21 protein-coding genes are annotated in these 23,581 nt (G+C 62.4%); 14 read left to right on the forward strand and 7 right to left on the reverse strand.

Annotation, left to right across the window (positions count from 1 at the left end; translation table 11 throughout):
- Positions 1-183 precede the first annotated feature (183 nt).
- Positions 184-1,071 (forward strand): NAD(P)-dependent oxidoreductase, encoded by an 888-nt coding sequence (locus NLX68_RS16390; RefSeq protein ID WP_254284817.1) that lies wholly within the window; start codon positions 184-186, stop codon positions 1,069-1,071.
- Here the strand turns inward: NLX68_RS16390 and NLX68_RS16395 are convergent.
- On the reverse strand, positions 971-3,247 hold the full coding sequence (locus NLX68_RS16395) for a bifunctional diguanylate cyclase/phosphodiesterase (protein ID WP_254284818.1): 2,277 nt from the start codon (positions 3,245-3,247) through the stop codon (positions 971-973). The genes NLX68_RS16390 and NLX68_RS16395 overlap by 101 nt on opposite strands.
- A gap of 278 nt (positions 3,248-3,525) precedes the next feature.
- Between NLX68_RS16395 and NLX68_RS16400 the strand changes: the two genes are divergently transcribed.
- Positions 3,526-4,878 carry an MFS transporter gene (locus NLX68_RS16400; protein WP_254284819.1) on the forward strand — a complete coding sequence of 451 codons (1,353 nt, stop codon included), beginning with the start codon at positions 3,526-3,528 and terminating at the stop codon, positions 4,876-4,878.
- A 114-nt stretch (positions 4,879-4,992) separates the two neighbouring features.
- Here NLX68_RS16400 and rapA read toward each other — a convergent pair whose 3' ends face one another.
- Positions 4,993-7,839, reverse strand: coding sequence for an RNA polymerase-associated protein RapA (gene rapA / locus NLX68_RS16405; RefSeq protein WP_254284820.1), 2,847 nt, complete (start codon positions 7,837-7,839; stop codon positions 4,993-4,995).
- Positions 7,840-7,957: 118 nt separating this feature from the next.
- Here rapA and NLX68_RS16410 point away from each other — a divergent pair, with 118 nt between their 5' ends.
- The 8 genes from NLX68_RS16410 (at position 7,958) to NLX68_RS16435 (ending at position 12,797) form a co-directional block, all read left to right on the forward strand.
- Positions 7,958-8,644, forward strand: coding sequence for a M949_RS01915 family surface polysaccharide biosynthesis protein (locus NLX68_RS16410; protein ID WP_036996625.1), 687 nt, complete (start codon positions 7,958-7,960; stop codon positions 8,642-8,644).
- Positions 8,645-8,735: 91 nt separating this feature from the next.
- The gene (locus NLX68_RS16415) at positions 8,736-9,065 is read left to right on the forward strand and encodes a hypothetical protein (RefSeq protein WP_010221100.1); all 330 of its coding nucleotides are present in this window, start codon (positions 8,736-8,738) and stop codon (positions 9,063-9,065) included.
- Between the two features lie 76 nt (positions 9,066-9,141).
- Positions 9,142-9,303: a hypothetical protein gene (locus tag NLX68_RS16420; RefSeq protein ID WP_010221101.1), complete on the forward strand. Its 162-nt coding sequence runs from the start codon at positions 9,142-9,144 to the stop codon at positions 9,301-9,303.
- 134 nt (positions 9,304-9,437) lie between these two features.
- A complete protein-coding gene (gene ccoM, locus NLX68_RS26460) occupies positions 9,438-9,554 on the forward strand; it encodes a cytochrome c oxidase subunit CcoM (protein WP_276330486.1) in 117 nt (38 codons plus the stop codon).
- Positions 9,555-9,676: 122 nt separating this feature from the next.
- Positions 9,677-9,850 (forward strand): hypothetical protein, encoded by a 174-nt coding sequence (locus NLX68_RS26515; RefSeq protein ID WP_367949538.1) that lies wholly within the window; start codon positions 9,677-9,679, stop codon positions 9,848-9,850.
- Entirely contained in the window at positions 9,780-11,723 is a 1,944-nt protein-coding gene (locus NLX68_RS16425) for an FUSC family protein (RefSeq protein ID WP_367949539.1), read from the forward strand. The genes NLX68_RS26515 and NLX68_RS16425 overlap by 71 nt, the downstream gene beginning before the upstream one ends.
- On the forward strand, positions 11,710-11,916 hold the full coding sequence (locus NLX68_RS16430) for a DUF1656 domain-containing protein (protein ID WP_010221104.1): 207 nt from the start codon (positions 11,710-11,712) through the stop codon (positions 11,914-11,916). Before NLX68_RS16425 ends, NLX68_RS16430 begins: the two co-directional genes overlap by 14 nt.
- Before the next feature lie 11 nt (positions 11,917-11,927).
- Positions 11,928-12,797, forward strand: coding sequence for an HlyD family secretion protein (locus NLX68_RS16435; RefSeq protein ID WP_254284822.1), 870 nt, complete (start codon positions 11,928-11,930; stop codon positions 12,795-12,797).
- Positions 12,798-12,801: 4 nt separating this feature from the next.
- Here NLX68_RS16435 and NLX68_RS16440 read toward each other — a convergent pair whose 3' ends face one another.
- Positions 12,802-13,560 (reverse strand): SDR family NAD(P)-dependent oxidoreductase, encoded by a 759-nt coding sequence (locus NLX68_RS16440; RefSeq protein WP_254284823.1) that lies wholly within the window; start codon positions 13,558-13,560, stop codon positions 12,802-12,804.
- Between the two features lie 125 nt (positions 13,561-13,685).
- On the opposite strand from NLX68_RS16440, the gene NLX68_RS16445 reads away from it, so the two are divergent.
- Positions 13,686-14,603, forward strand: a complete 918-nt coding sequence (locus NLX68_RS16445; RefSeq protein ID WP_254284824.1) for a LysR family transcriptional regulator — start codon at positions 13,686-13,688, stop codon at positions 14,601-14,603.
- Here NLX68_RS16445 and NLX68_RS16450 read toward each other — a convergent pair.
- Positions 14,542-15,756: an ATP-binding protein gene (locus NLX68_RS16450; RefSeq protein WP_254284825.1), complete on the reverse strand. Its 1,215-nt coding sequence runs from the start codon at positions 15,754-15,756 to the stop codon at positions 14,542-14,544. The two genes, NLX68_RS16445 and NLX68_RS16450, sit on opposite strands and share 62 nt — an antisense overlap.
- Positions 15,757-15,942: 186 nt before the next feature.
- Between NLX68_RS16450 and NLX68_RS16455 the strand changes: the two genes are divergently transcribed.
- Entirely contained in the window at positions 15,943-16,266 is a 324-nt protein-coding gene (locus NLX68_RS16455) for a DUF2025 family protein (protein ID WP_254284826.1), read from the forward strand.
- 97 nt (positions 16,267-16,363) lie between these two features.
- On the opposite strand, the gene NLX68_RS16460 is transcribed toward NLX68_RS16455, so the two are convergent.
- Positions 16,364-17,806 (reverse strand): amidase, encoded by a 1,443-nt coding sequence (locus NLX68_RS16460; RefSeq protein WP_254284827.1) that lies wholly within the window; start codon positions 17,804-17,806, stop codon positions 16,364-16,366.
- Positions 17,807-17,911: 105 nt separating this feature from the next.
- Here NLX68_RS16460 and NLX68_RS16465 point away from each other — a divergent pair, with 105 nt between their 5' ends.
- On the forward strand, positions 17,912-18,493 hold the full coding sequence (locus NLX68_RS16465; protein ID WP_254284828.1) for a TetR/AcrR family transcriptional regulator: 582 nt from the start codon (positions 17,912-17,914) through the stop codon (positions 18,491-18,493).
- Here the strand turns inward: NLX68_RS16465 and NLX68_RS16470 are convergent.
- Both NLX68_RS16470 and NLX68_RS16475 read right to left on the reverse strand, forming a co-directional pair.
- Complete coding sequence (locus NLX68_RS16470) at positions 18,490-21,072, reverse strand: EAL domain-containing protein (protein WP_254284829.1); 2,583 nt, start codon at positions 21,070-21,072, stop codon at positions 18,490-18,492. The genes NLX68_RS16465 and NLX68_RS16470 overlap by 4 nt on opposite strands.
- Positions 21,073-21,129: 57 nt before the next feature.
- Positions 21,130-22,203 (reverse strand): diguanylate cyclase, encoded by a 1,074-nt coding sequence (locus NLX68_RS16475; RefSeq protein ID WP_254284838.1) that lies wholly within the window; start codon positions 22,201-22,203, stop codon positions 21,130-21,132.
- Positions 22,204-22,332: 129 nt separating this feature from the next.
- Here NLX68_RS16475 and NLX68_RS16480 point away from each other — a divergent pair, with 129 nt between their 5' ends.
- Positions 22,333-23,433, forward strand: a complete 1,101-nt coding sequence (locus tag NLX68_RS16480; protein ID WP_254284830.1) for an MBL fold metallo-hydrolase — start codon at positions 22,333-22,335, stop codon at positions 23,431-23,433.
- Positions 23,434-23,581 lie beyond the last annotated feature (148 nt).

Here is a 23,581-nt window from a genome sequence, read left to right on the forward strand (position 1 = left end):
GGGTGGGTGGCTGTTCTAGTCGGTAGCATAGAGCCATCACTGGATGAGGTTCGCGACTGTATCAGTGCGCATTTGGCGTGAGCGATAGGGGTTAACCCTAGGCCTTTGTAGGAGTTTTCCTTGCCACGCCTGCAAACTGAATCGTCCGATCAGTCAACTTCTTTAATCTGTCTGGAGCTGTACATGAGCACTGCACGTCCTTCGTTGGGGTTTGCCGGTATCGGTCTGATGGGCTTGCCGATGTGTCGGCGGCTGTTGGCGGCGGGTTATCCGCTGACGGTGTGGAACCGCTCAGCGGACAAATGCGCCGAGCTGGTGAAGGCCGGCGCCCGCCAGGTAGCGACCCCGGCCGAGCTGTGCCAGCACGCCGATGTGTTGATGCTGTGCCTGGCCGACACGGCGGTGGTGCGCGAGGTGGTGTTTGGCGAACAGGGCATCGTCGAGGGCGGCAAGGCCGGCCAGTTGCTGGTGGATTTCTCCAGCCTCGAACCGACAGCCACCCGCGAGATGGCCCGCGAGCTGGCAGCGAAGACCGGCATGAGCTGGCTCGATACCCCGGTTTCCGGCGGCACCCCGGGCGCCGAAGCCGGCACCCTGGCGATCATGGCCGGCGGCACGGCGCCAGACCTTGAGCGGGTACGCCCGGTGCTGCTGACCCTCGGTCAGCGGGTCACGCACATGGGGCCGGTAGGGGCAGGGCAGGTGACCAAGGCTTGCAACCAGATGATCGTTGCCTGCAACGCGCTGGTGATTGCCGAAGTGGTGGCGCTGGCCGAGCAATCGGGAGTCGATGCCAGCCTGATCGCCGAAGCGCTGGCCGGTGGTTTTGCTGATTCAAAGCCGCTGCAGATACTCGCCCCGCAAATGGCCGAAAGCCGCTTCGAGCCGGTCAAGTGGCACGTGCGCACCTTGCTCAAGGACCTCGATAGCGCGGTGAAATTCTCCCGCGAACAGGCTTCGGCGACGCCGATCAGCGGCCTGGCCGCCCAATTGATGCGCTTGCATGGTAGTCAGGGCTATCTGCAAAAAGATCCGGCGACACTGATTGATCTGTACCGGCATAAGGATTGAAGCTGCTCTGCCTCTGCTGATGGCGCTGGTTGAGCTCGCCAAGGATCGGCCGCAGTTCGCCCAGCGGCACGGGCCGGCTGAGCAGGTAACCCTGGACGAAGTCGCAGCCTTGCTGGGCGAGGAACTGGTACTGCTCGACGCTTTCGACGCCTTCGGTGATCACCTGCAGGTGCAGGGTGTGAGCCATGACGATGATTGCCTGGACGATTTCCATGTCCTGTCGGCAACGTGGCACATCCTGGATGAACGAGCGATCGATCTTCAGCGTGTCCAGCGGCAGGCGCTTGAGGTAGGCCAGTGACGAGTAGCCAGTGCCAAAGTCATCGATTGACAGCGATACGCCCTGGGCGCGAATGCCCTTGAGCAGGGCGATGGTGTTGTGAATGTTGCCCATCAGCGCGTTTTCGGTGACTTCCAGTTCCAGCTGGCGCGCCGAGATCCCGGCCTGGCGCAGGGCATCCTCGATTTCACGGCCCAGCTCTTCACGGGCCAGGGTCAAGGCCGAGCAGTTGACTGTCACCTTGAGCCCGTCATACCCGTGGCGGATGAGCTGAGCCAGGTCTGCGCAGGCATGGCGCAGCACCCACAGATCAAGTTCGGCGATCAGGCCATTGGCTTCGGCAATACCGATAAAACGGTCCGGGCTGAGCAGGCCGTGCTGTGGATGTTGCCAGCGCACCAGCGCTTCGAGCTTGGCAACCTGACCGCTATGCAGGTCGAAAATCGGCTGGTAGTGAATGCGCAGGCCATGCTCTTCCAGCAGGGCAATACGCAGTTCCTCTTCCAGTTGCAGTTCGAGGGTGGCGCGGGTTTTCAGGTTGCTATTGAAGAAGTTCAGGTTGTTGCGCCCGCAGCCCTTGGATTGGTACAGGGCCAGGTCGGCGTTTTTCAGCAGCTCTTCGCAGGTACGGCCGTCGTCGGGGAACACACTGATACCGATGCTGGTGGTCATCACCATGCGCCGCCCGGCCAGGTCGATCGGCTCCTTCATCTTCTGCATGATGCGCTGGGCCAGGTGCCGGGCTTCGTCGCGGCTGTGCAGGGCAGTGAGGATGCAGAACTCATCGCCACCAAATCGGGCGACCACGTCCTGGCTGCGGGTGGCAATCTTGATATGCGCGGCAATCACCTTGAGCAGCTCGTCGCCAGCGTCGTGGCCGAGGCTGTCATTGATGCGCTTGAAATGGTCGATGTCGAGAAACATCACCGCCAGCATGCCGTCATTGGCCGTTTGTTCGGCCAGGCGCTCGGCGAACACCTGATTGAAGCCACGACGGTTGACCAGGTTGGTCAGGGCATCGTAATGGGCGGCCTGCTGCAGGGAGACTCGGGCCTGGTCGAGCTGGCTGAGCAGCACATTGACCCGGCGCAGGTCGTGTTCCTTGCTTTGCAGCTTCTTGTCCGACAGCGCGGCGCTGATGCTGCTGGCGCTGATCAGCAAGGTAATGAAGGCAATGGTCAGGCTCAGTTGCAGGCTGTTGTCGCTGACCGGCAACGACAGCGGGGTATCGGGGGCGATCACCAGGGTCAATGCCGCCATCCCCAATAAATGGGTGCCGACAATGCCAGCAGCCATCAGCACGCTGGCGCCGTACTTCATCAATTGATGGAGGCTGCCGCTGCCATTGCGCAAATAGCGGGCGAACAGCAGTGCCGCGAGGCTGGTGGCGATGGCCGCGGCAACGGAGGCGGCAAACAGGTCGGGACGATAGAACTGCTGGGCGCTGGAGCGCATAGCCGCCATGCCGGCGTAATGCATGGCGATAATCCCCAGGCCGAAGCACACCGCCGCTTGCAGGTAATGGTGCGGCAGCAGCTCCTGGCGGCCCAGGGTATTCATGGCCATCCAGCCGGCCAGCAGCATGATCAGCAGCGAGACGCCGGTCAGGGCGACGTCATAATGCACTTCCAGTGGCGTTTGCAGGGCCAGCAGGCTGACGAAGTGCATGGCCCAGATGCCGCCGGCCAGGCAGCAGGCACCGAGCAGGCGCCACTGCCGCTGAGCCGCGGGCAACTCAACGTGGCTCAGGCGCTCGGCCATGTCGAGGGTGGCGAAGCTGCCGGCACAGGCGATCAGGAACGCAAGCAGCACCAGGTAGGGGTTATGCCTGCAATCGAGAAGGATCTTTCCGGTTGCCGGAAGTTCGGCGAGCATTTCTAGCCCCAGCCACTCCATAGCATCCCTCTTAGTCGAGTGTGCACTCGTCCCCCAATAGCCCGTTCGGAGACCGTCCTGCAGGAGTATAGGAACTCGGCATTAGTCCATCCTGATTAATGGCACATTGACTCCTACGATTTGGTCATTGAGGCAATAGCGCCGGGTTCTAAAACTGCAATTACTTACAATTACCCGGTATCAGTGCGGTCAATGGTGGCAGACAGATCGTCGAGGGCCCTCTAGATTCAGCTCGGTGTGCTGGAAAGCCCCGAACAATAATAACGAGGGACTGATCGATGCAGAGCTCCACTCAAGCGGCGAACGCCTGGCGAATCCTGTTTCTGTTGTTTCTGGCCAACCTGTTCAACTTCTTCGACCGCACCATTCCCGCCATCATCATCGAGCCGATCCGCCTGGAATGGCATTTGAGCGATTTTCAGATCGGCTTGATCGGGACAGCGTTCACTCTGGTGTATGCGATTGCCGGATTGCCGCTGGGGCGCTTGGCCGACAACGGTTCACGCAGCAAATTGATGGGCTGGGGGCTGATGGCCTGGAGCGGGCTGACGGCGGTCAACGGCATGGTCGGCAGTTTCTGGAGCTTTTTGCTGGTGCGCATGGGCGTGGGCATTGGTGAAGCCAGTTATGCGCCAGCTGCCAACTCGCTGATTGGCGACCTGTTCCCCGCTGAACGGCGGGCGCGGGCCATGGGCATCTTCATGCTCGGGCTGCCGTTGGGGTTGTTGCTGGCGTTCTTTAGCATCGGCGCCATGGTCCAGGCGTTCGACAGTTGGCGGGCGCCGTTCTTCATCGCGGCGGTGCCAGGGCTGTTGCTGGCGCTGTTCATGTTCATGATTCGCGAACCGGCGCGCGGGGCGGCGGAGTCGGTGGCGATTTCCCAAGCGCCGCTGGACCGGCCGTTGCGCCGGGTCCTGAGTGTGCCGACCTTCTGCTGGTTGGTGCTGGCCGGCCTGACCTTCAACTTCGCCACCTACGCGTGCAACTCGTTCATGGTGCCGATGTTGCAGCGTTACTTCCTGTTGTCGCTGCAGCAGGCAGCGGTGGCCACCGGGGTGATCGTCGGCCTGACCGGCTTGGTGGGCTTGACCCTTGGCGGCTGGATTGCCGACAAGCTGCACCAGCGCTTTGCCAATGGGCGCTTATTGTTTGGCGCCTTGAGCATGCTGATTGCAACCCTGGCCACCGCTTGGGCGCTGCATGCCGGGCGGATCGAGATCGGTGTGTTCGTGGCTGTGTTCGGCGTCGGCTGGTTGTTTGCCTACAACTTCTATACCTGCGTCTACACCGCGATTCAGGATGTGGTGCAGCCGCGTCTGCGGGCGACGGCGATGGCGTTGTTCTTTGCCGGGCTTTATCTGCTGGGCGGCGGCCTGGGGCCGGTGGTGGTCGGTGCGCTGTCGGACCATTTTGCCGTGGCGGCGATGCAGGCGGCGGGGCAGGTGCAGATGAGCGAGGCATTCAAGGCTGAAGGCCTGCATGGGGCAATGTACCTGATACCGGTGGCGTTGATGCTGACGCTGGTGTTCCTGTTGCTGGCCTCGCGGTGCTTTAGCCGCGATGCGCAGAGGATGAGGGACGGGATGCTGGTAGACAGTGAGGGGGGCGCGGGCAAACTTGCGCAGGCTTGAGGGGCCTCATCGCCAGCAAGGCTGGCTCCCACAAGGTTCAATGTTCGCCTGCAATCTGCAGGTTGATAAAGATCCTGTGGGAGCGGGCTTTGCCAGCGATGAACACGACGCGGTTTATCCGGCGACCAACACCCGAATCGCTTCCAGGCGCAGCGCCGCTTTCTCCAGCATCGCCAGGCCTTGTTCACGCTGCTTGCGCAGGGCTTCGATTTCGCTGTCGCGAACGGTCGGGTTGACCGCTTGCAGCGCAGTCAGGCGCGCCAGCTCTTCGTCGGTTTCCGCCGCCAGGCGCTGCTGCGCTTGGGCAACACGCTCGGCATGGCGCGGCATGATCTTGGCTTCGCCGCTGTTGATCCGCGGCGCCAGCACGTCGCGCTGGGCCTGGATGAACTTGTTGGCGCTGGCCTTGGGCACGCTTTCGAGCTGGTCGTTGAGGGTTTCGAAGGACACCCGCGAAGCCAGGTCGTTGCCATTGGTGTCGAGCAGGCAGCGCAGGGCGGCCGGTGGCAGGTAACGGCCCAGTTGCAGGGCGCGCGGGGCCACCACTTCACTCACGTACAGCAGTTCCAGCAGCACGGTGCCGGGCTTGAGCGCCTTGTTCTTGATCAGCGCCACCGAGGTGTTGCCCATCGAGCCGGACAGTACCAGGTCCATGCCGCCCTGGACCATCGGATGCTCCCAGGTGATGAACTGCATGTCTTCGCGTGACAGCGCCTGGTTGCGGTCGTAAGTGATAGTCACGCCTTCGTCGTCGCCCAGCGGGAAGCTGGCGTCGAGCATTTTTTCGCTCGGCTTGAGGATCAGGGCGTTTTCCGAGTGGTCTTCGCTGTCGATGCCGAAGGCGTCGAACAGGGTTTCCATGTAGATCGGCAGGGCGAACTGGTCGTCCTGCTCAAGGATCGCCTCGACCAGCTCCTGGCCTTCACCGGCGCCACCGGAGTTGAGTTCGAGCAGACGGTCGCGACCGCTGTGCAGCTCGGCTTCGAGGCGCTCGCGCTCGGCGCGGGCTTCGTCCACCAGTGCTTGCCATTCATCGTCATCACCGCTTTCGAGCAGCGGCAGCAGGCGCGGGCCGAACTGATGCTGCAGGGCGTTGCCGGTTGGGCAGGTGTTGAGGAAGGCGTTCAGGGCCTGGTGGTACCACTGGAACAGCCGCTCTTGCGGGCTGTTCTGCAGGTGCGGCACGTGCAGTTCGATGGTGTGCTTCTGGCCGATCCGGTCCAGACGGCCGATACGCTGCTCAAGCAGGTCCGGGTGGGCGGGCAGGTCGAACAGCACCAGGTGATGGGCGAACTGGAAGTTGCGGCCTTCACTGCCGATCTCCGAGCAGATCAGCACCTGGGCGCCGAATTCTTCGTCGGCGAAGTAGGCGGCGGCGCGGTCACGCTCCAGGATGCTCATGCCTTCATGGAACACCGTCGCGGGAATACCGGAACGCACGCGCAGGGCGTCTTCCAGGTCCATGGCGGTTTCGGCGTGGGCGCAGATCACCAGGACCTTGACCCGCTTGAGCATCTTCAGGGTGTCGATCAGCCAGTCGACCCGGGGGTCGAAGCGCCACCAGCGCTCGTCTTCGCTGCCTTCGCCCTGGGACTGGAAGGCCACTTCCGGGTACAGCTCGGCGTGTTCGCCCAGCGGCAGCTCCATGTACTGGTCGGGGTTGGGCAGCGGGTAGGGGTGCAGGTTGCGCTCAGGGAAGCCCTGGACGGCGGCGCGAGTGTTGCGAAACAGCACGCGGCCGGTGCCGTGGCGGTCGAGCAGCTCGCGGATCAAGCGGGCGCTGGCCTGGGTGTCGCCATCGTTGACCGCGGCCAGCAGGGCTTCGCCTTCGGCACCGAGGAATCCTTCGATGGTAGCGTGGGCCTTGGGCGACAGGCGGCCTTCGTCGAGCAGTTCCTGTACCGCTTCGGCTACCGGGCGATAGTGTTCGCTCTCGGCGCGGAAGGCGGCCAGGTCGTGGAAACGGTTCGGGTCGAGCAGGCGCAGGCGGGCGAAGTGGCTGTCCTGGCCCAGTTGCTCGGGGGTGGCGGTCAGCAGCAGCACGCCGGGGATGACCTCGGCCAGTTGCTCGACCAGGGCGTATTCGGGGCTGACCTGCTCTTCATGCCAGACCAGGTGGTGCGCCTCGTCGACCACCAGCAGGTCCCAGCCGGCGGCAAACAACGCGTCCTGGGCCTTCTCGTCTTCTGTCAGCCATTCCAGGGCGACCAGCGCCAGCTGGGCATCCTCGAAGGGGTTGCTGGCGTCGCTTTCGATAAAGCGCTCGACATCGAACAGCGCGACCTCAAGGTTGAAGCGCCGGCGCATTTCCACCAGCCACTGGTGCTGCAGGTTCTCCGGGACCAGGATCAGCACGCGGCTGGCGCGGCCCGACAGCAGCTGGCGATGGATCACCAGGCCCGCTTCGATGGTCTTGCCCAGGCCCACTTCGTCGGCCAGCAGTACCCGCGGAGCGATACGGTCGGCCACTTCACGGGCGATGTGCAACTGGTGGGCAATCGGTTGTGCGCGGGTGCCACCCAGGCCCCAGAGCGACGACTGCAGCTGACGGCTGGTGTGCTCCAGGGTGTTGTAGCGCAGCGAGAACCACGGCAGCGGGTCGATCTGCCCGGCAAACAGGCGGTCGCTGGCCAGGCGGAACTGGATGAAGTTCGACAGCTGGGTTTCCGGCAGGGTGCGCGCCTGGTTCTGGGCATCGAGGCCGTGATAGACCAACAGGCCATCGACGTCCTCGACCTCGCGTACGGTCAGCTTCCACCCTTCGAAATGGGTGATCTGGTCGCCAGGCGAGAAGCGCACCCGGGTCAGGGGCGCATTGCGCAGGGAGTACTGGCGGGTGTCGCCAGTGGCCGGGTAGAGCACGGTCAACAAGCGGCCGTCCTGTGCCAGAACGGTCCCCAGACCTAGCTCGGCTTCGCTGTCGCTGATCCAGCGTTGCCCCGGTTGATACTGCTGCGCCATACTGCCTGACTCCCGCCATGAAAAGCCGACTATCTTAACGGATAGCTCTGTGCAGACCAAAGAGTCTAGCAACTTCATCGACGAAAACCGCTGTCGCCAGTGAGGGCCCGATACAGCCATGCCGATCTCCAACCCGTGGTTCATCCGAACGCTGGCCGTGGCGGGACTGCTACTGCTGGGGGCCTGTGACAAGAAAGCTTTCGAAATACTGGCGCCGATTCCCCCCGGGCAGCTCGAGGCGCTGGGTGTGCAATCGCCCGTCCAGAGCGTGCATTACCGCGACCGCGAGGGTGAAGGCCTGCTGGTGCTCAGCCGCAACGATGACCAGGTCCGTGACGAAGAAACCGATCAGGACGTTGATCGGGTGCAGCTCAGCGCTACGCTCTACGGTCGCCAGGACGATGACAGCTTCAAGCCGCGCTGGAAGATCGAAAACGACACTACTTGCGCCGGGCTCGACCTGGATGTCGGCTTTTATACCGATGTCAGCGGCGTCAGCGATCTCAACAACGACGGCCTGGCCGAACTGACGGTTGCCAGCCACGCCTTTTGTGGCGGTGGTGTCGATCCCCTTGAACTGCATGTCGAGCTGCGGGAAGGCCAGGCCAGCTATGCTATCAATGGCCAGTCGCTGATCGCCATCGAGGGCGAGGAGCCTTTTGGCGGTGAGCGTGAAGACAGCCCGTCGCTCAAGAGCGCGCCGCAAGTGTTGCGCGATCACCTCAACGAGGTCTGGAACAAGGTGCTCAAGCGCCCGTGGAGCGAAAGCCAACCCACCCCGGCGGACGAAGCGGACGATCAGTAGCCGGCAATTGTGAATCGGCCCGCACATTTTACCGGCACTGGCTCAAGGCCCATGGCCATCAGCCGACACACTGGCGACAGGAGATCATCCCATGCTGCCGCCCCTCATCCCGCTCAGTGCTGCACCCGTGACCCAGCAACTGGACCCGGTAAAGCCGACGCCAGATATCAAGCCCGTGGTCCCGGCCCAGCCTACTTCCAGCGACAGTACAATCGACCTCAAGCAGCGTGACCCGGAGCAGGCGGCCATCCTCTTGCGTGAGGAGCAGCGGCGCCAGCACCGCAGGCGCCAGTCGAGCCAGGATGAAGAGCTGTACCAACCGCTGCCTGGCGATGAAGTCAACGCCGACAACACTGTACCGGTGGCGCCGTTGATAGGTGAGCAGCCACGCCAGGGGCTGCTGGTGGACATCGAGGTCTGAGGATACAAGCGCTACTGGTCAGCGCCGGTCGCAGCCTTCATCATTGCAGCACTGCAGTCAGCTTTCCGAGCCCACCATGAGCCAAGACGACAACCTGATCGACCTCGGTGCCGAACGTGCACGCCGGGTCCACGACCTCAATGAAAAGCGCCTGAATGAAGTTCGCCAGGCGTTCGAGCAGGCCATGCCGCTGGGCAAGGCGAAGAAGAAGCCCAAGGGCAAACCCAAGAAGCGTTGAAAACTTGATGCAGGTCAAGCCTGCACCCGCCTTGCGCGCCCGGTTCCGGGCGCTATTGACCTCGGTCAATTTCCTCCCCCGCCCCATTCGTTACCTTAAGCCCATCGGACAGGTTCAGGCGAATGGAGGCCGACATGTTCTTCGATAATGTGGTTATCGCTGGAGTGATTACAGTCGGTCTGATGCTGCTGTTCTTCGTCGGATTCGGAATTTTCATCTGGAAAGACTCGAACAAGCGCAAAGAGCGCTGATCCTTTTCAGTCACGAGCACGCAAGGCATTTAGGGCGACTTCGGTCGCCCATTTTTTTGTCCGGTGAAAAAACCTTTCAGCACCTCTGGACTATTAATAGTTAGCTAGCTAATAATTAAGCCCTGAACTTCTCGCTTCATCCTGACTATCTTTACCACACCGTCGTTCAAGGTGCGTCCCGTGCCCATCACGTTGCAGGCCCTGCTGGCGCCAAACACATCCGCTGTGCAATTTGCCCTCAAGACCCTGCTTGGCGGCGGCCTGGCCCTGTGGCTGGCGCTGCGCTGGGGTCTTGAGCAGCCGGCCTGGGCCCTGATGACGGCGTTCATCGTCGCCCAGCCACTGTCGGGCATGGTGGTGCAGAAGGGCCTGGCGCGGCTGCTCGGCACGCTGGTCGGAACCGTCATGTCGGTGCTGTTCATCGGCGCCTTCGCCCAGACCCCATGGCTGTTTTTGCTGGCCCTGGCCTTGTGGCTGGCGCTGTGTACCGCCTGTTCGACCTTGCTGCGCAGTGCCTGGGCCTACTCGTTCGTGCTGGCCGGTTACACGGTGGCGATCATTGCCTTGCCGGCAATCAACCATCCGCTGCTGGTGTTCGACCAGGCGGTGGCGCGTTGTACCGAAATCTGTCTGGGGATTGTCTGCGCGACGGCCACCAGCGCCTTGCTCTGGCCCATGCGTGTCGAGCAACAGCTGAGCGGGCAGGCGCGCCAGGCCTGGCAAAGCGGGCTACAGGCCGCCAGTGCCGCCTTGAGTGGTGAAGAACAGGGGCGCAAGGGGTTGCTGGAGATTCTTGGGCGCATCGTCGCCGTTGACTCACAGCGCGAGCATGCCTGGTTCGAAGGCAGCCTCGGCCGCCAGCGTGCCCGGGCGATTCGCGGGCTGAGCCAGAAGCTGCTGGTGCTGTTGCGGATTTCCCGTTCGGTGCGCCGGCAATGGCGGCAACTGGATGAACAGCAGGCGCAGGACATGGCGCCCTGGCTCGAAGAGGTCCAGGCGCTGTTGGCCAACCCCGATCAGGCCAGCCTGTTGCTGTTGCGCCAGCGCGTTTGGGATGCCGCCCACGATGAGCGCATCAGCGCTGCCGAACACTACTGCCTGGCGCGCCTGACCCTGCTGCTGGACAACGCCATGGCCGCGACCTTGGCCCTGCGCGGGGTAGAGGAGGGCAAGCCGGCCGCCGATGTGCCCGACAGCCTGGCTGCTCACCGCGATGTGTCGCTGGCCCTGCTGTTCGGCTCGCGTAGCGCCCTGGCATTTTTGGCCATGGCCAGCTTCTGGCTGGCCACTGCCTGGCAGGCGGCTCCCGGTGGGTTGGTGCTGACCTGCGTGGTCTGTAGCTTGTTCGCCAGCCGCGAGAACGGCGCGCAGATCGGCATGAGCTTTTTGCGCGGGATCCTGCTGGCGATACCGGTGGCGTTTGTGGTCGGGCAGATCTTGCTGCCGGAGCTCAGCAGTTTTGCCATGCTCTGCCTGGCCATGGGCGTGCCGCTGTTCTTTGGCGCCTTGGGCATGGCCAACCCGAAGATCGGCGCCACCGCGACTTCCTATTGCCTGCATTTCATCGTGCTGGTAGCGCCGCTGAATGTCATGAACTTCGATGTCGCCAACTTCTTCAATAGCGCCCAGGCCATGCTGATGGGCGTCGGCGCCGCCGTGCTGGCGTTCAAGTTGCTGGTGCTGCGCAACCCGGCCTGGCATGGCAAGCGCCTGCGCGCCGCCACTCAGAGCGACCTGGTGCGCCTGACCCGCCGTGACCTGCGGGGTGCCGACAGCTGGTTCGGCGGGCGCATGGCCGATCGCTTGCTGCAATTGGCCCGGCATTACAGTGCCTTGCCCGAACATGAGCGCGGGCGCTGGGATGATGGCCTGCACGGCCTGGATATCGGTGACGAACTGCTGCACCTGCGCATGTGCCTGGCGGTTGCCCAAGCGCCGGTGGCCACGGCCGAGCGCCAGTACCTGCAGCAACTTGAAACGGTATTGGCCAGCGGCCCGGCCCCGGGGCGCGGCCAGCGCCTGGACGCGGCCAGTGAGCAGTTCATCGAGGCGCTGCAACGGGTGCCAGGCAGTGACCCGCTGCGCCTGGCCATTGGCGCCGTGCTGCAATTGCAGAAGAGCTGGGGCACGTGGTGCCGTCGGCAGGAGGAAATCCATGGGCTTGCGTGAATGGGCGCTGGGCGGTGTGCTGCTCAGCCCGTTTCTGGTTTATGTGTTGTTGGCCTTGCTGCTGACCGGCGTGGTGCGCCTGCTGTTGCGCTACACGCCGTTGGGGCGCTGGGTCTGGCATGAGGCGTTGTTCGACTGCGCGCTGTTCGTTTGTATTCTGACCTTGGTGACCCACGTGCTGGGGCCGTTATAAGGAGTGTGACCATGCGTGCTGCTGTACGTATCGCAGTAACCCTGTGCCTGGTGGCGGTGGCCATATTTGCCGGCTGGAAGCTCTGGCAGTACTACATGCTCACGCCCTGGACCCGTGATGCGAAGATTCGTGCCGACGTGGTGATCATCGCCCCGGACGTGTCCGGCTGGGTGCGTGAGCTGAAAGTGCATGACAACCAACAGGTCAAAGCTGGCGAGCTGCTCATGTCGATCGATCGCGACCGCTTCGAAGCCGCCCTGGACAAGGCCAACGCCGTGGCCGAAACCCGCCAGCAGCAACTGCGTCTGCGTGAACACGAAGCGTCGCGCCGTGCCGCCCTGGGGCCCCAGGCGATCAGCGCCGAACTGCGCGAGAACGCCCAGATCAACGCTGCCGTTGCCCGTGGCGAACTGCGCGAGGCGCAAGCCGAGGTCAAGGTCGCGGCCATCAACCTGGCGCGCAGCCAGGTCAAGGCGCCGCGCAGCGGGCATATCACCAACCTGCGCCTGGCCGAAGGCAACTACGTCAATGCCGGGCAGTCGGTGATGGCCCTGGTGGATGATTCGACCTTTTACGTTCAAGCCTATTTCGAAGAGACCAAGCTGCCGCGCATCCGCGTTGGCGACCCGGTCAAGGTCTGGCTGATGAGTGCGGGTGAACCGATGCAGGGGCATGTCGAAAGCATCAGCCGCGGTATCACCGACCGCAACGCCAACCCCGACAGCCAGTTGCTCGCCGAAGTTGAACCGACGTTCAACTGGGTGCGCCTGGCCCAGCGCATTCCGGTACGGATCAAGCTCGACCAGGTGCCTGAAGGGGTCAACCTGAGCGCCGGCATGACCGCCAGCGTGCAGGTGCGCGAGGACCAAGTGCAGCATTGAGCGCTTACAGGAACATCCCGCCCGACACTTCCAGGCGCTGACCGGTAATCCAGCCGCCGCCATCGCTCAGCAACAGGGCAACTGCGGCGCCGATATCGTCCGGCAGGCCGACTCGCCCCAGGGCGGTGTTGCCGGCGATGAAGTCATTGACCTCATTGTTATCGCGCACCACACCACCGCCGAAGTCGGTTTCGATCGCGCCCGGCGCAAGTATGTTGACGCGAATGCCGCGGGCGCCGAGTTCCTTGGCCTGATAACGGGTCAGCACTTCCATGGCGCCTTTCATCGCGGCATAAGCGGCATAGCCGGGCAGGGCAAAGCGGGTCAGGCCGGTGGAGATGTTGACGATCCGGCCCTGGTCGGCAATCAGCGGCAGCAGGCGCTGGGTCAGGAAGAACGGGCCCTTGAGCTGGATATTGAACAGCTGCTCGAACTGCGCTTCGCTGGTTTCACTGAACGGTGCGTTGATACCGATGCCGGCGTTGTTCACCAGGAAGTCCAAGTGCTGGCGACCGAATACCTTGTGCAGGGTTTCGCTCAACTGCTGGGCAAAAGCCTCGAAACTGGCGCTGTTACCCACGTCCAATTGCAGCATGGCCGCACGCACACCGCTGGCCTCGAGGGTTTTAACCAGTGCCTGGGCCTCATCAGCCTTGCTGTTGTAGGTACCGATGATGTCGATGCCCTGGGCGGCCAGGTGCAGGGCGGTATTCTTGCCCAGGCCGCGGCTGGCGCCGGTGATCAGTGCGAGTTTGCGGGTCATGGTGTGGTCCTCGTGGTCGAGCCGGTGGCTGAAGTTGGGAGGAGTTTATTGGTCGGTTATTGGCTGATAAATCCATGGGAATCGGAAATACTGCTCGGATAATCCGAACAGTTGAGCGTTCATCCATGAACAAGCTGGAACTGCTGCGCACCTTTGTACGGGTCAGCGAGTTGTCGAGTTTCACCCACGCCGCCGAAAGCCTGGGGCTACCGCGTTCGAGTGTTTCCGAACAGGTCCAGGCACTGGAAGCGCTGCTCGGTGCGCGCCTGTTCAACCGCACCACGCGGCGGGTGCAGGCCACCCAGGATGGCCTGCAACTGTACGAGCGTAGCAAAGACCTGTTGGCGCGAATGGATGAGCTCGAAGGGCTGTTTCGCACCGATGCGGCAACGCTCAGTGGCCGTTTGCGCATCGATTTTCCGACCTTGGTGGCGCGGCGCATCATTCTGCCGAACTTGCCGCAGTTCATGGACCGCCACCCTGGCCTGACGCTGGAGATCAGCTGCACCGATCGTCAGGTCGACCTGCTGCGTGAGGGTTTTGATTGCGTGCTACGCATCGGCACGCTGAGTGACCTGAACCTGGTCGCCCGGCCACTGGGCAGCCTGCGCATGCTCAATTGCGCCAGCCCCGCCTACCTGGCTCGTTTTGGTACACCGACCAGCCTTGCGGATTTATCCAACCATCGGTTGATTCACTATGTGCAACATCTGGGCGCGCGCAGCCCGGGCTTTGAGTATGAACAGGACGGCGCGACGCTGTACCAGGCCATGCCCGGGGGCATTACGGTCAACAGCACCGAAGCCTATGAAAGTGCCTGCCTGGCCGGGCTTGGCCTGATTCAGGCGCCGGCTGCCGGGCTGCGCGAATTCCTGGATCGCGGCGAACTGGTGCCGGTACTGCAGGCATTCAATGCGTCACCGATGCCGGTGTCATTGCTTTACGCCGGGCAATTGCACCTGCCACAACGGGTGCGGGTTTTTATGGACTGGCTGGCGCAACTGCTTCAGGCTCAACTCGATCCAGTGGCAGGCAGAAGGTAAACAGCGTTCCGGCTTCGGCACTCGACACCACTTCCATGCGCCCGCCGTGGGCCAGGGCAATCTGGTTGGCAATGTACAGGCCCAGGCCAAGACCGGGTTGCGGTGCATCGTCACGTGGTCGTGAAAAGGGCTGGAACAGTTGCGCCATCACCTGCGGGGCAATCGGTTCGCCCTGATTGTGCACACCGAGAACGAACACCCGATCGCGGATGTCCGCCATGACATTCACGGGGCTGTCGGCAGCGCCATGGGTCAGGGCATTGGCAATCAGGTTGGACAGCAACTGGGCGACCCGCTCGCGGTCGCAGTGCATGTTGCCGAGGTCGCCGATGTTCAGGTGTATCAAGCGCTCCGGGTGCACCCGTTGCAGCTCCGAAGCCACGTGGCTGAGGGCTTCGGCCAGGTCCGGGCAGGGCTGGACGTTGATCATGATGCCGTTGCCCAAGCGCCCGCGGGCAAAATCCAGGACATCGCGCACCAACTGGTTGGCGCGTCGTCCGCAGGTCAGGATGTGCTGGGCGATGGCGCGGCTTTTTTCATCCTGCAGGCGCTGGCTCAGCAGTTCGGCACCTGCGGTAATGGCGAACAGCGGATTGCGCAGATCGTGGCCGAGCACGGCGATGAACTGTTCACGCAGCTCGGCGATGGCGCGCTCTTCTTCCAGAGCCTGTTCGGTTTGCTGGACGTTCTCTTCGCTTTCGATCTGGATCGACAGCAGGCGGGCGAAGGACTCCATCATTGGCTGGATGGCACTGCCCTTGAGCTCGGTGGGCAGAGGGTCAAGGGCGCAGATGGTGCCGAAGAAGCTGCCGTCGGTGCGAAACACCGGCACGGAAATGTAGCTCTCGAACTTGTAGATACGCGGGGTGTGGTGGTTGCAGTACTGCTCGTCTTCGCTGGCCTTGTCGATCACGATGGTCTGGTGGCTGGCGCGGATCTCGTGGCACAGGGTGGTGATCAGGTCCAGCTCGCCGCCGACCTTCAGGCCAAAGCCCAGTGAGTCGAGCACGGCGCACGCTGTCCAACTGCTGTCGGTAACCCGGGCGACCGCCGCGAAGCGCATGCCGGTGGTTTCGCAGATAACCTGCAGGATGGCAGGTACTGCATTGATACGGCTGATCGTGGCGATATCTGAAGTGACGGCAGTGCTCATGAATCATCCACGTTCGCTGACTACTGGAGGGCGTTGAGTAGGTTAAGTCTAGCGAGCAACAGCTGCTTCGGTGAAAAATCCTTTACCGGATGCGATGAATTTCCATTAACCTTGACCTCGAGTTGCCCGCCAGAGCGCAACCCCTTTCGCCCAGCGTGCCAATCCCCTTTTCAAGTGAGGTTTGACATGCACATCACATCCCAGGACATCTGCGCCGCCGCCGACCAGCTCAAGGGCTTTGTCGGTTTTCACCGCAAGCTTGGCAAGCATATCGTGCGTTTCAGCGAAGACTCGTTCGGCATGGACGTGGCTGACGACAGCATCACCCCCAGCAGCGAGTTCGTCTGGCAGGCCGGTGACGGCGAGATCATGACCTTGAGCCGTGCCTTGATCGAGGTTCTGCTGGCGCAGAATGTCGATGAGCGGCTCAATGTTACCGAGCCGCTGCGGATTTACCTGCGCCGCAAGGATTTGCCGGAGATTGCCGCGCAGCGGCGGTTGCGGGACTGAGGCGAGACCGCACTGGGCGCATCGCTGGCAAACCCGCTCCCACAGGGGGTGGTGCACGCCGATCTACACTGGGAGTCGGCCTTGCCGGCGATGCATTTCAAGCTGACGCCGCCCAGACTGGCGGGATTCGCCCGCTCCAGGGCAGTGTCTGTTCCAACTGCCCGGCCAGGCTCAGCAGCAGGCGCTCACCCGCGGCACCCGCGGTAAACTGCATACTGAGCGGTAAGCCGCTAGCCGCATCCTGGTACAACGGCACCGACATCGATGGCGTACCGCAAATGTTCGCCAGGGCAGTGAAGGGGGAGTGATTGAATACCCGGTGCATCCAGCCCAGCCCATCGACCTGTTCTTGACCTGCGTTGTAGTCGCCGATGACCGGCGGCAGCTCGCTCAGGGTCGGGCTCAGCAACAGGTCAAAGCGTTGGAAGAACCCGCCCAGTTTCCGACTGACCTGGTTGCGCTGATCCATCGCCGCAAGCAGCTCGGTAGCCGACAGTGCTTTGCCATAGCGGTGCAGCGCCAGGGTTGCCGGTTCCAGCCATTGAGCGTTGAGCGGGCGGCAAGTCTCGGCACTCAGGGCATCAAGCCAGGCTGCGGTGTTGCTGCCCCAGAAGCGCGCGTTCATCTCGACGAAAGCCTCCCACGACAGACCGATATCCAGGTCTACCTGCTGGCAGTGGTGACCAAGACTCTCCAGGGTTCGGACCAATCCCCGAAGCGCCTCGACCATCAGCGGATTGCTGCGCTGGCCATTGAGCGGATGCCACTGCACGGCAATTTTCAAGGTGCCAGGTGCTTGCTTCAGCGCGCTCAGGTAACTGCCTTGTGCAGGGGCCGGCGGGTACGGATCGCCCGCTTGCGCCCCGGCCATGCAATCGAGCAGCAGGGCGCTGTCGCGCACCGTACGGCTGAGCACACCCTGAACCGCAAGGCCGTTCCAGGCTTCGTCCATGAATGGCCCCATGGAAATCAGCCCGCGCCCGGGCTTGAGCCCGAACAAGCCACAGGCCGCCGCTGGCACCCGGATCGAGCCGCCGCCATCGGTGGCATGGGCAACCGGTACCATGGCGCTGGCCACCGCGGCCGCCGAACCACCGCTGGAGCCACCGGCGCTGCGGTTCAGGTCCCAAGGGTTGCGGGTCGGGCCGCACAGGCGCGATTCGGTGGTGGTGCTGATGGCCAGTTCCGGCGTGGTGGTACGCCCCAGGGTGAGCAGCCCAGCCTGGCGAAAACGCTGCATCAGGAACGAGTCGGTCGTGCTGGCGGTGCCTTGCGCCAGGCGACTGCCGAACTCGTGGGCGCGGCCCTGCATGCTGATTGCCAGGTCCTTGATCAGAAATGGCACGCCGTACAACGGCCCTTCGGCGCAGGCGGGCAGCGGTTCGTCGTGCCAGTGTTCGGCCAGGGCATTGACCTTTGGCTCCACCCTGGCGATAGCCTGCTGCGCCGCTGCCAGCACTTCATCGGCACTGACTTGCCCTTGAGCAATAAGCTCGGCCAGGCCGATGGCATCGAATTGCACATATTCACTCACCTTCATGGCGCACTCCCGTGACAATTGACGATAAAATACCGATGGGTATCGAAAGATACTCATGAGTATAGAGTGATACTTGTTAGTATCGTCGTCAACTGGAGTGAGCCCATGCGTTCGCAACGAATCGCCCGTCTGCCCCCGCGCGAGCGGGTCCTGGATGCTGCCCACGAGCTGTTTTTCAACGAGGGCATCACTCGCGTCACTGTCGATGCCATTGCCGCGAAGGCAGAAACCACCAAGATGACCGTGTACCGGCACTTCGAGTCCAAGGATGTGTTGGTACTGGAGTGGTTGCGTCTGTTGATGGCCGAGTACGACGAAGTCTGGGGGCGTTTGGCCGAGCAGTTCAGCGCTCAGCCAGCGCGACAGATCCTCGGTTTTGCCGAGTTTCTGGTACAGGAGCCGGTGCTTTCTTCGCACCGTGGTTGCGCCTATACCAATACCCTGGCAGAGCTACCGGTGTGCGACAGCCCGGCGCGCGAGCTGATCGAGGCGCACAAGCGTCGTCAGGCGGCCCGTCTGGTGCGCTTGTGTGAAGCGTCGGGGATCGCCGAGCCTGAGCAGGCAGCGTTCGAACTGACGCTGCTGCTCGAAGGTGTGCAAATCGTGGCGCAGAACAAAGGTTTTGACGAGGTCGGCCCGAACCTGCTCAAGCTGGTACGCGCCCGGCTTGGTTTACCTGCGGCCTAGGAGACGTCGGCGCGGCTGTTCTCACCGGCTTGCAGCAGTGCTTCGAAGGCCAGCTTGTCGATCGGCTTGCTCAGGTAGTAGCCCTGCACCTCATGGCATTGCTCCTTGCCCAGGGCCTTGAGTTGCTGCTCGGTTTCCACCCCTTCGGCGGTGACGGTCAGGCCCATGGCCTTGCCCAGGTTGATGATCGCCTGAACCACGGCGCGGTCGTTGCCGTCGCTGCTGAGCCCGGCGATGAAGCGCTTGTCGATCTTGATGCTGTCGAACGGGTAGGTGCGCAGGTAGCCCAGTGACGAGTAGCCAGTGCCGAAGTCATCCATGTTCAGGCGCACGCCCAGCTCCTTGAGCGCATTCATGGTGCTCAACGCGCCTTCGATATCGTTGAGCATGACGTTTTCGGTGATCTCCAGTTCCAGGCGCTGGGCCGGGAATCCGGTCGCGACCAGGATCTCATGAACATCCTTGACCACGTCGCTGCGCGAAAACTGTGCGGGCGACAGGTTGACCGACACCAGCAGGCCCTCCGGCCAGTGGCGGGCGGTCTCGCAGGCTTCGCGCAATACCCAGCGGCCCAGGGGCACGATCAGGTCGGTCTGTTCGGCCAGGGGAATAAAGGTGTCCGGGCCCAGCAGGCCTTCGACCGGATGCTGCCAGCGCACCAGCGCCTCGACCGAAACGATCTCAAGGGTTTCCAGGCGGTAGCGTGGCTGGTAGTGAAGGATAAACTCACCGTTCTTCAGTGCCTTGCGCAAGTCGTTTTCCAGTTGGCGGCGGTACTGGATCTGCTTGTTCATTTCTGGCGAGAAGTAGCGCCAGGTGTTCTTGCCTTCCGCCTTGGCCTGATACAGGGCGATATCGGCGCAGCGGATCAGCTCGCCGGCATCGAAGCCCTGCAGGCGCGTCTGCGCCACGCCCAGGCTGGCGCCGATGTGCAGGGCCTGTTCTTCGTAGTGGATCGGCTGGTGCAGGCTGTCGATCAAGCGTGCACAGAAGCGATCGATCTCGTTGCGGCTGTCCATGCCGTTCATTACCAGCACGAATTCGTCGCCACCCAGACGCGCCACCAGGTCGCCGTCGCGGGTCGATTCGCGCAGGCGGGCAGCGACTTCCAGCAGCACGGCATCGCCGGCGGGATGGCCAAGGGAGTCGTTGATCGGCTTGAAGCTGTCCAGGTCGAGCAACAACAGGGTCAGCGGTGTAGCGTCCGGGCCCTTGAGCAAGGCCTGGTCGAGAAAACGCGAGAGCTTGTTGCGATTGGCCAGGCCCGTCAGCGCATCATGCATCGACAGGTGCTGGATGCGCGCGTGGGCTGCGACTTCATCGGTAATGTCGCTGGCGGTGCCTCGATAGCCGGCCAGTTTGCCGTCAAACACAATCGAGCGGGCTGAAACCCGGCAAAACCGTACCTGGCCACTCTGATCGCGATAGGCGCAGCGCAGGTTGGCAACCTGCTGGGAGTCGGTGTCGGCCTGGTTGTCGAGCCACTGTATCAACGGCGTGGTCTCGCAACTGAGCAGTTGGTTGAGCGGTTGGCCGAGCCAGTCCTCGCTCTGAAAGCCCGTCACGGCGACGAAGCGCTGGGACAGGTAGCTCAGGCGATGATGACGGTCGGTTTCCCAGATCCAGTCCGATGCGGCCTCGGCCACTGCGCGAAAGCGCTGCTCGCTGGCTTCCAGCGCCTGGTTAGTGGTCTGCAGGTTGCGCAGGTTGGCGTCGATTTCCTGTGATGTGCGCAAGGCGTAGCGGAAGAAGTAGACCATCAGCAAACCCAGTACCAGTATGGCGCCGAGCAACGGCGGCAGCACGGCCCAGAGCAATTGCTCGCCGGGGCGCGGGGTGATCCAGTCAAGCCGGTAGCCGGTATCGCCAAGCTTCAGGCTGGGTTGATCAGCCAGCGGCGCGTCGGCTTTTTCGATGTGCATGCCGCTCAGGCCGACGCCGCTGCCCAGGCGGGTGAGTTTTTCCGGCGTCAGTTGATCAACGAAGAGCATCACCGAGGTGGTTTGCGGGTCGATGCTCAGCACTTCATCATCAGGCCGAATGGCCGCAGCCACCAGTACTGCGGGCCAGCCGTTGAACAGCACGTGTTCGGTAATCTGCTGGCGTTCGGCAGCGACGTTGCGCGCCTTGGCGATGATCGGGCCTAGTGGGCTTTCTATATAGGTATCGGCCGGGGCCTTGCTTAGCTGGCCCTTGAACAGGGCGTACTTGGTCGTCTGGTCATCGACGACGAACACCCCCTCGTAGCCGCTGGCGGTGTACAGCGAGTCGCCAACGTTTTTCTCTTCATACGCCCAGTGCAGGTCGGCGCTGCCATTGAGGTGATCATAAGCGGCGTTCCATACCGCGTAGCTGGAAAGAAACTGCCGGGAAGACTCCAGCCGCTGCTCCAGGGCCTTATGGGCGTAGAAGCTGCTTTTTTCCCGCTCGTTGGTGTTGAGCGTGGCAGCGATATTGAACAGTGCCCCCAAGGCAATCAGACAGGCAAGTGCGAACAACGCCGCGATGGCGGCAATGAGTTTGCGTGTTTGCAAGCTGGGGCGTTGGCTGGCTGGCAGAGCATCGGCAATCCTGTCCATACTCGGGCTGGTCCTTGTTGAGCTGCATCCCTGCGGCCTGGCCGCGCGGACGAACGTTCACTCAGGATAGGCCAGCTTCAGCGCCGTGAGGTCCGAATCGGCGAAATTGACCTGATTACGGCCACCTTTCTTGGCGCAATACAGGGCTTTGTCCGCTTCATTGAGCCAGGCTTCCGGGTCGGGCAGGGCGTCGCTGCAACTGGCCAGGCCGATACTCAGGCTGATGTGCAGCTGCGGTAGCTGTGGGTTGCGGTAGCTGCCGACCCGTTCGCGCAGGCGTTCCATGGCCTGCCTGGCGTCTTCCAGGCAGGTATCTGGAAGGATCACGCAAAATTCGTCACCCCCGTAGCGTCCGGCCAGGTCATCATCGCGCAGGGTGCGCTTGAGCTCATTGCTCAACTGGTGCAGGACGCAATCGCCGACGACATGGCCGTAGGTATCGTTGATGGTCTTGAAGTGGTCGATGTCGATGATTGCGATCACCGCTTCGCGGCCTTGCTGCTGGCAGATCTGGAACTTGAGCTGCAGCAGGTCTTTCCACGAGCCATGATTGAGCAGGCCGGTCAGGCTGTCGGTGCGGCTCAGGGCGCTGAGCCTGCGCTTGTGTGCAGACAGCTTCATCGCCAGGCGAAAACAGACCCAGCCGACCGCCATGGGGTAGAGCGTCAGCATCGGCAGGCACGCATAGACTTGCAGGGTGGTCGCGTGCAGTTGTAGCCCCGGGCCAACCAGGGCGACCGACAGCAGCATGCCCAGGCCCTGGATCAGCAGGCCCTTGAAGAACAGACGCTGGCCGCCGGCAGCGAAGTTGTTCATGGCCATCATCGCCAGGATAGTCACGCTGGGCAGCGGATTGAACTGCAGGGTGGCGGTCCAGAACCCGCCCATCAGCGAGTCCAGTTGCAGGTTGCGGTACTCGGCGTGGTACGGGACGTTGGCGCGCAGGGCGATTTGATAGGCCAGGTGTGGCCAGACCAGACCGTTGAACAGCAGCAGGGCCCAGACCCATGAGGGCACAGGCAGGCTTGAAATCCCCGCCATTACGCTGAGCATGCCGATCCCCAGGCCGATGATACGCGGCAGGTAAATCCGCTTTACAAATGAAAGTCCCTTGCCGCTTTTCTTTTCCATCATGGATGCTGGTCTATTCCGGGGCGCCGTTTATCGCATAAATGCTGTCAAGATTGTTGAACAATCGCAGGCTATTGAAAAATGGCCTTACAAGCCATTTCACGGTTGATGCAATCACTGTGGGGTACCATGAAACCTATCTTCATCCTTGGAGTGTTACTGCTCATGGCCCCACTGACTCCCCAGGCCGGTGAACCGGTGCAACGCCAGGATGGGCGCTATCGCAACCAGGTGCAGTTGCCCCAGGACGGGGTGATGAAAAAACTGCGCATCGGCCTTAAATACCTGCTCCTGAAAAAGCCCGCCGATAGCCGGCCCAGTGTCAGCATTGCCGTGCAGCCCCTGAGCCGCCAGCAGTTGCTTGAAGCACCGGATCATAGCGTCTGGCGCTTGGGGCATTCCACGGTACTGTTGAAACTGCGCGAGCGCTTCTTCATCACCGACCCGGTGTTCGCTGAACGCGCCTCGCCAGTGCAATGGGCCGGCCCCCGGCGTTTTCACCCGCCACCACTGAAACTCGACCAATTGCCGCCGTTAACCGCGGTGATTCTCTCCCACGACCACTTCGATCACCTCGACGAGCAGGCCATACGCCAACTGGCCAACAGTGCCGAACACTTCATCGCGCCTTTGGGGGTGGGGGATATTCTGATTGGCTGGGGCGTGCCGGCGAGCAAGGTCCGGCAATTGGATTGGTGGCAGGAAACCAGCGTCGAAGGCGTAAGGTTTGTCGCAACCCCGGCGCAGCATTTTTCCGGGCGTGGCCTGTTCGACAGCAACAGTACCCTGTGGGCATCCTGGGTGATGATCGATGACCAGCTGAAGGTGTTTTTCAGTGGCGATACCGGCTATTTCGACGGCTTCAAGGAGATCGGCAAGCTGTATGGCCCCTTCGACCTGACCCTGATCGAAACCGGCGCCTACAACGTCAACTGGCCCGATGTACACATGCAGCCCGAGCAAAGCCTGCAGGCGCACCTTGACCTGCGCGGGCGCTGGTTGCTGCCGATCCATAACGGCACGTTCGACCTGTCCACCCACAGTTGGCATGAGCCGTTCGACCGCATCCTGGCGCTGGCCAATGCCGCACAGGTATCGCTGAGCACGCCGCAGATCGGCGAGCGGGTCAGCCTCGACCAACCGCACAGTGGTCCGGCCTGGTGGCAGTCCAAGCCACAACGGGAGCTGCGTCAGGGCGGCGAACGGGTGCTGGCGGCGCGAGAGCCCTAGGGGTTCCTAGATTAGTTGCCTGCTTATATAGAGGTGCTCGTTTTGCTTTTGTGTGTTGTTTTTCAAATTAGGCCTTGACGGCCGATTTAATCTCTCTATAATTCGCCCCACTTCCGGCGCAGTCGGAACTGAAAACTTCTTGAGTTTC

The sequence above is a fragment of the Pseudomonas sp. SBB6 genome, assembly GCF_024213215.1.
Taxonomy (GTDB): Bacteria; Pseudomonadota; Gammaproteobacteria; order Pseudomonadales; family Pseudomonadaceae; genus Aquipseudomonas; species Aquipseudomonas donghuensis.

Excerpts from the sequence above, each read along its gene's own strand:
- NLX68_RS16450 (WP_254284825.1), bottom strand. The coding sequence starts at position 15,756 with ATGAGCACTGCCGTCACTTCAGATATCGCCACGATCAGCCGTATCAAT.
- NLX68_RS16470 (WP_254284829.1), bottom strand. The coding sequence starts at position 21,072 with ATGGACAGGATTGCCGATGCTCTGCCAGCCAGCCAACGCCCCAGCTTG.
- NLX68_RS16400 (WP_254284819.1), top strand. The coding sequence starts at position 3,526 with ATGCAGAGCTCCACTCAAGCGGCGAACGCCTGGCGAATCCTGTTTCTG.
- NLX68_RS16435 (WP_254284822.1), top strand. The coding sequence starts at position 11,928 with ATGCGTGCTGCTGTACGTATCGCAGTAACCCTGTGCCTGGTGGCGGTG.
- ccoM (WP_276330486.1), top strand. The coding sequence starts at position 9,438 with ATGTTCTTCGATAATGTGGTTATCGCTGGAGTGATTACAGTCGGTCTG.
- NLX68_RS16480 (WP_254284830.1), top strand. The coding sequence starts at position 22,333 with ATGAAACCTATCTTCATCCTTGGAGTGTTACTGCTCATGGCCCCACTG.
- NLX68_RS16395 (WP_254284818.1), bottom strand. The coding sequence starts at position 3,247 with ATGGAGTGGCTGGGGCTAGAAATGCTCGCCGAACTTCCGGCAACCGGA.
- NLX68_RS16440 (WP_254284823.1), bottom strand. The coding sequence starts at position 13,560 with ATGACCCGCAAACTCGCACTGATCACCGGCGCCAGCCGCGGCCTGGGC.
- NLX68_RS16455 (WP_254284826.1), top strand. The coding sequence starts at position 15,943 with ATGCACATCACATCCCAGGACATCTGCGCCGCCGCCGACCAGCTCAAG.
- NLX68_RS16390 (WP_254284817.1), top strand. The coding sequence starts at position 184 with ATGAGCACTGCACGTCCTTCGTTGGGGTTTGCCGGTATCGGTCTGATG.
- NLX68_RS16430 (WP_010221104.1), top strand. The coding sequence starts at position 11,710 with ATGGGCTTGCGTGAATGGGCGCTGGGCGGTGTGCTGCTCAGCCCGTTT.
- NLX68_RS16420 (WP_010221101.1), top strand. The coding sequence starts at position 9,142 with ATGAGCCAAGACGACAACCTGATCGACCTCGGTGCCGAACGTGCACGC.
- NLX68_RS16465 (WP_254284828.1), top strand. The coding sequence starts at position 17,912 with ATGCGTTCGCAACGAATCGCCCGTCTGCCCCCGCGCGAGCGGGTCCTG.
- NLX68_RS16410 (WP_036996625.1), top strand. The coding sequence starts at position 7,958 with ATGCCGATCTCCAACCCGTGGTTCATCCGAACGCTGGCCGTGGCGGGA.
- NLX68_RS16415 (WP_010221100.1), top strand. The coding sequence starts at position 8,736 with ATGCTGCCGCCCCTCATCCCGCTCAGTGCTGCACCCGTGACCCAGCAA.
- NLX68_RS16460 (WP_254284827.1), bottom strand. The coding sequence starts at position 17,806 with ATGAAGGTGAGTGAATATGTGCAATTCGATGCCATCGGCCTGGCCGAG.
- NLX68_RS16475 (WP_254284838.1), bottom strand. The coding sequence starts at position 22,203 with ATGGAAAAGAAAAGCGGCAAGGGACTTTCATTTGTAAAGCGGATTTAC.
- NLX68_RS16445 (WP_254284824.1), top strand. The coding sequence starts at position 13,686 with ATGAACAAGCTGGAACTGCTGCGCACCTTTGTACGGGTCAGCGAGTTG.
- rapA (WP_254284820.1), bottom strand. The coding sequence starts at position 7,839 with ATGGCGCAGCAGTATCAACCGGGGCAACGCTGGATCAGCGACAGCGAA.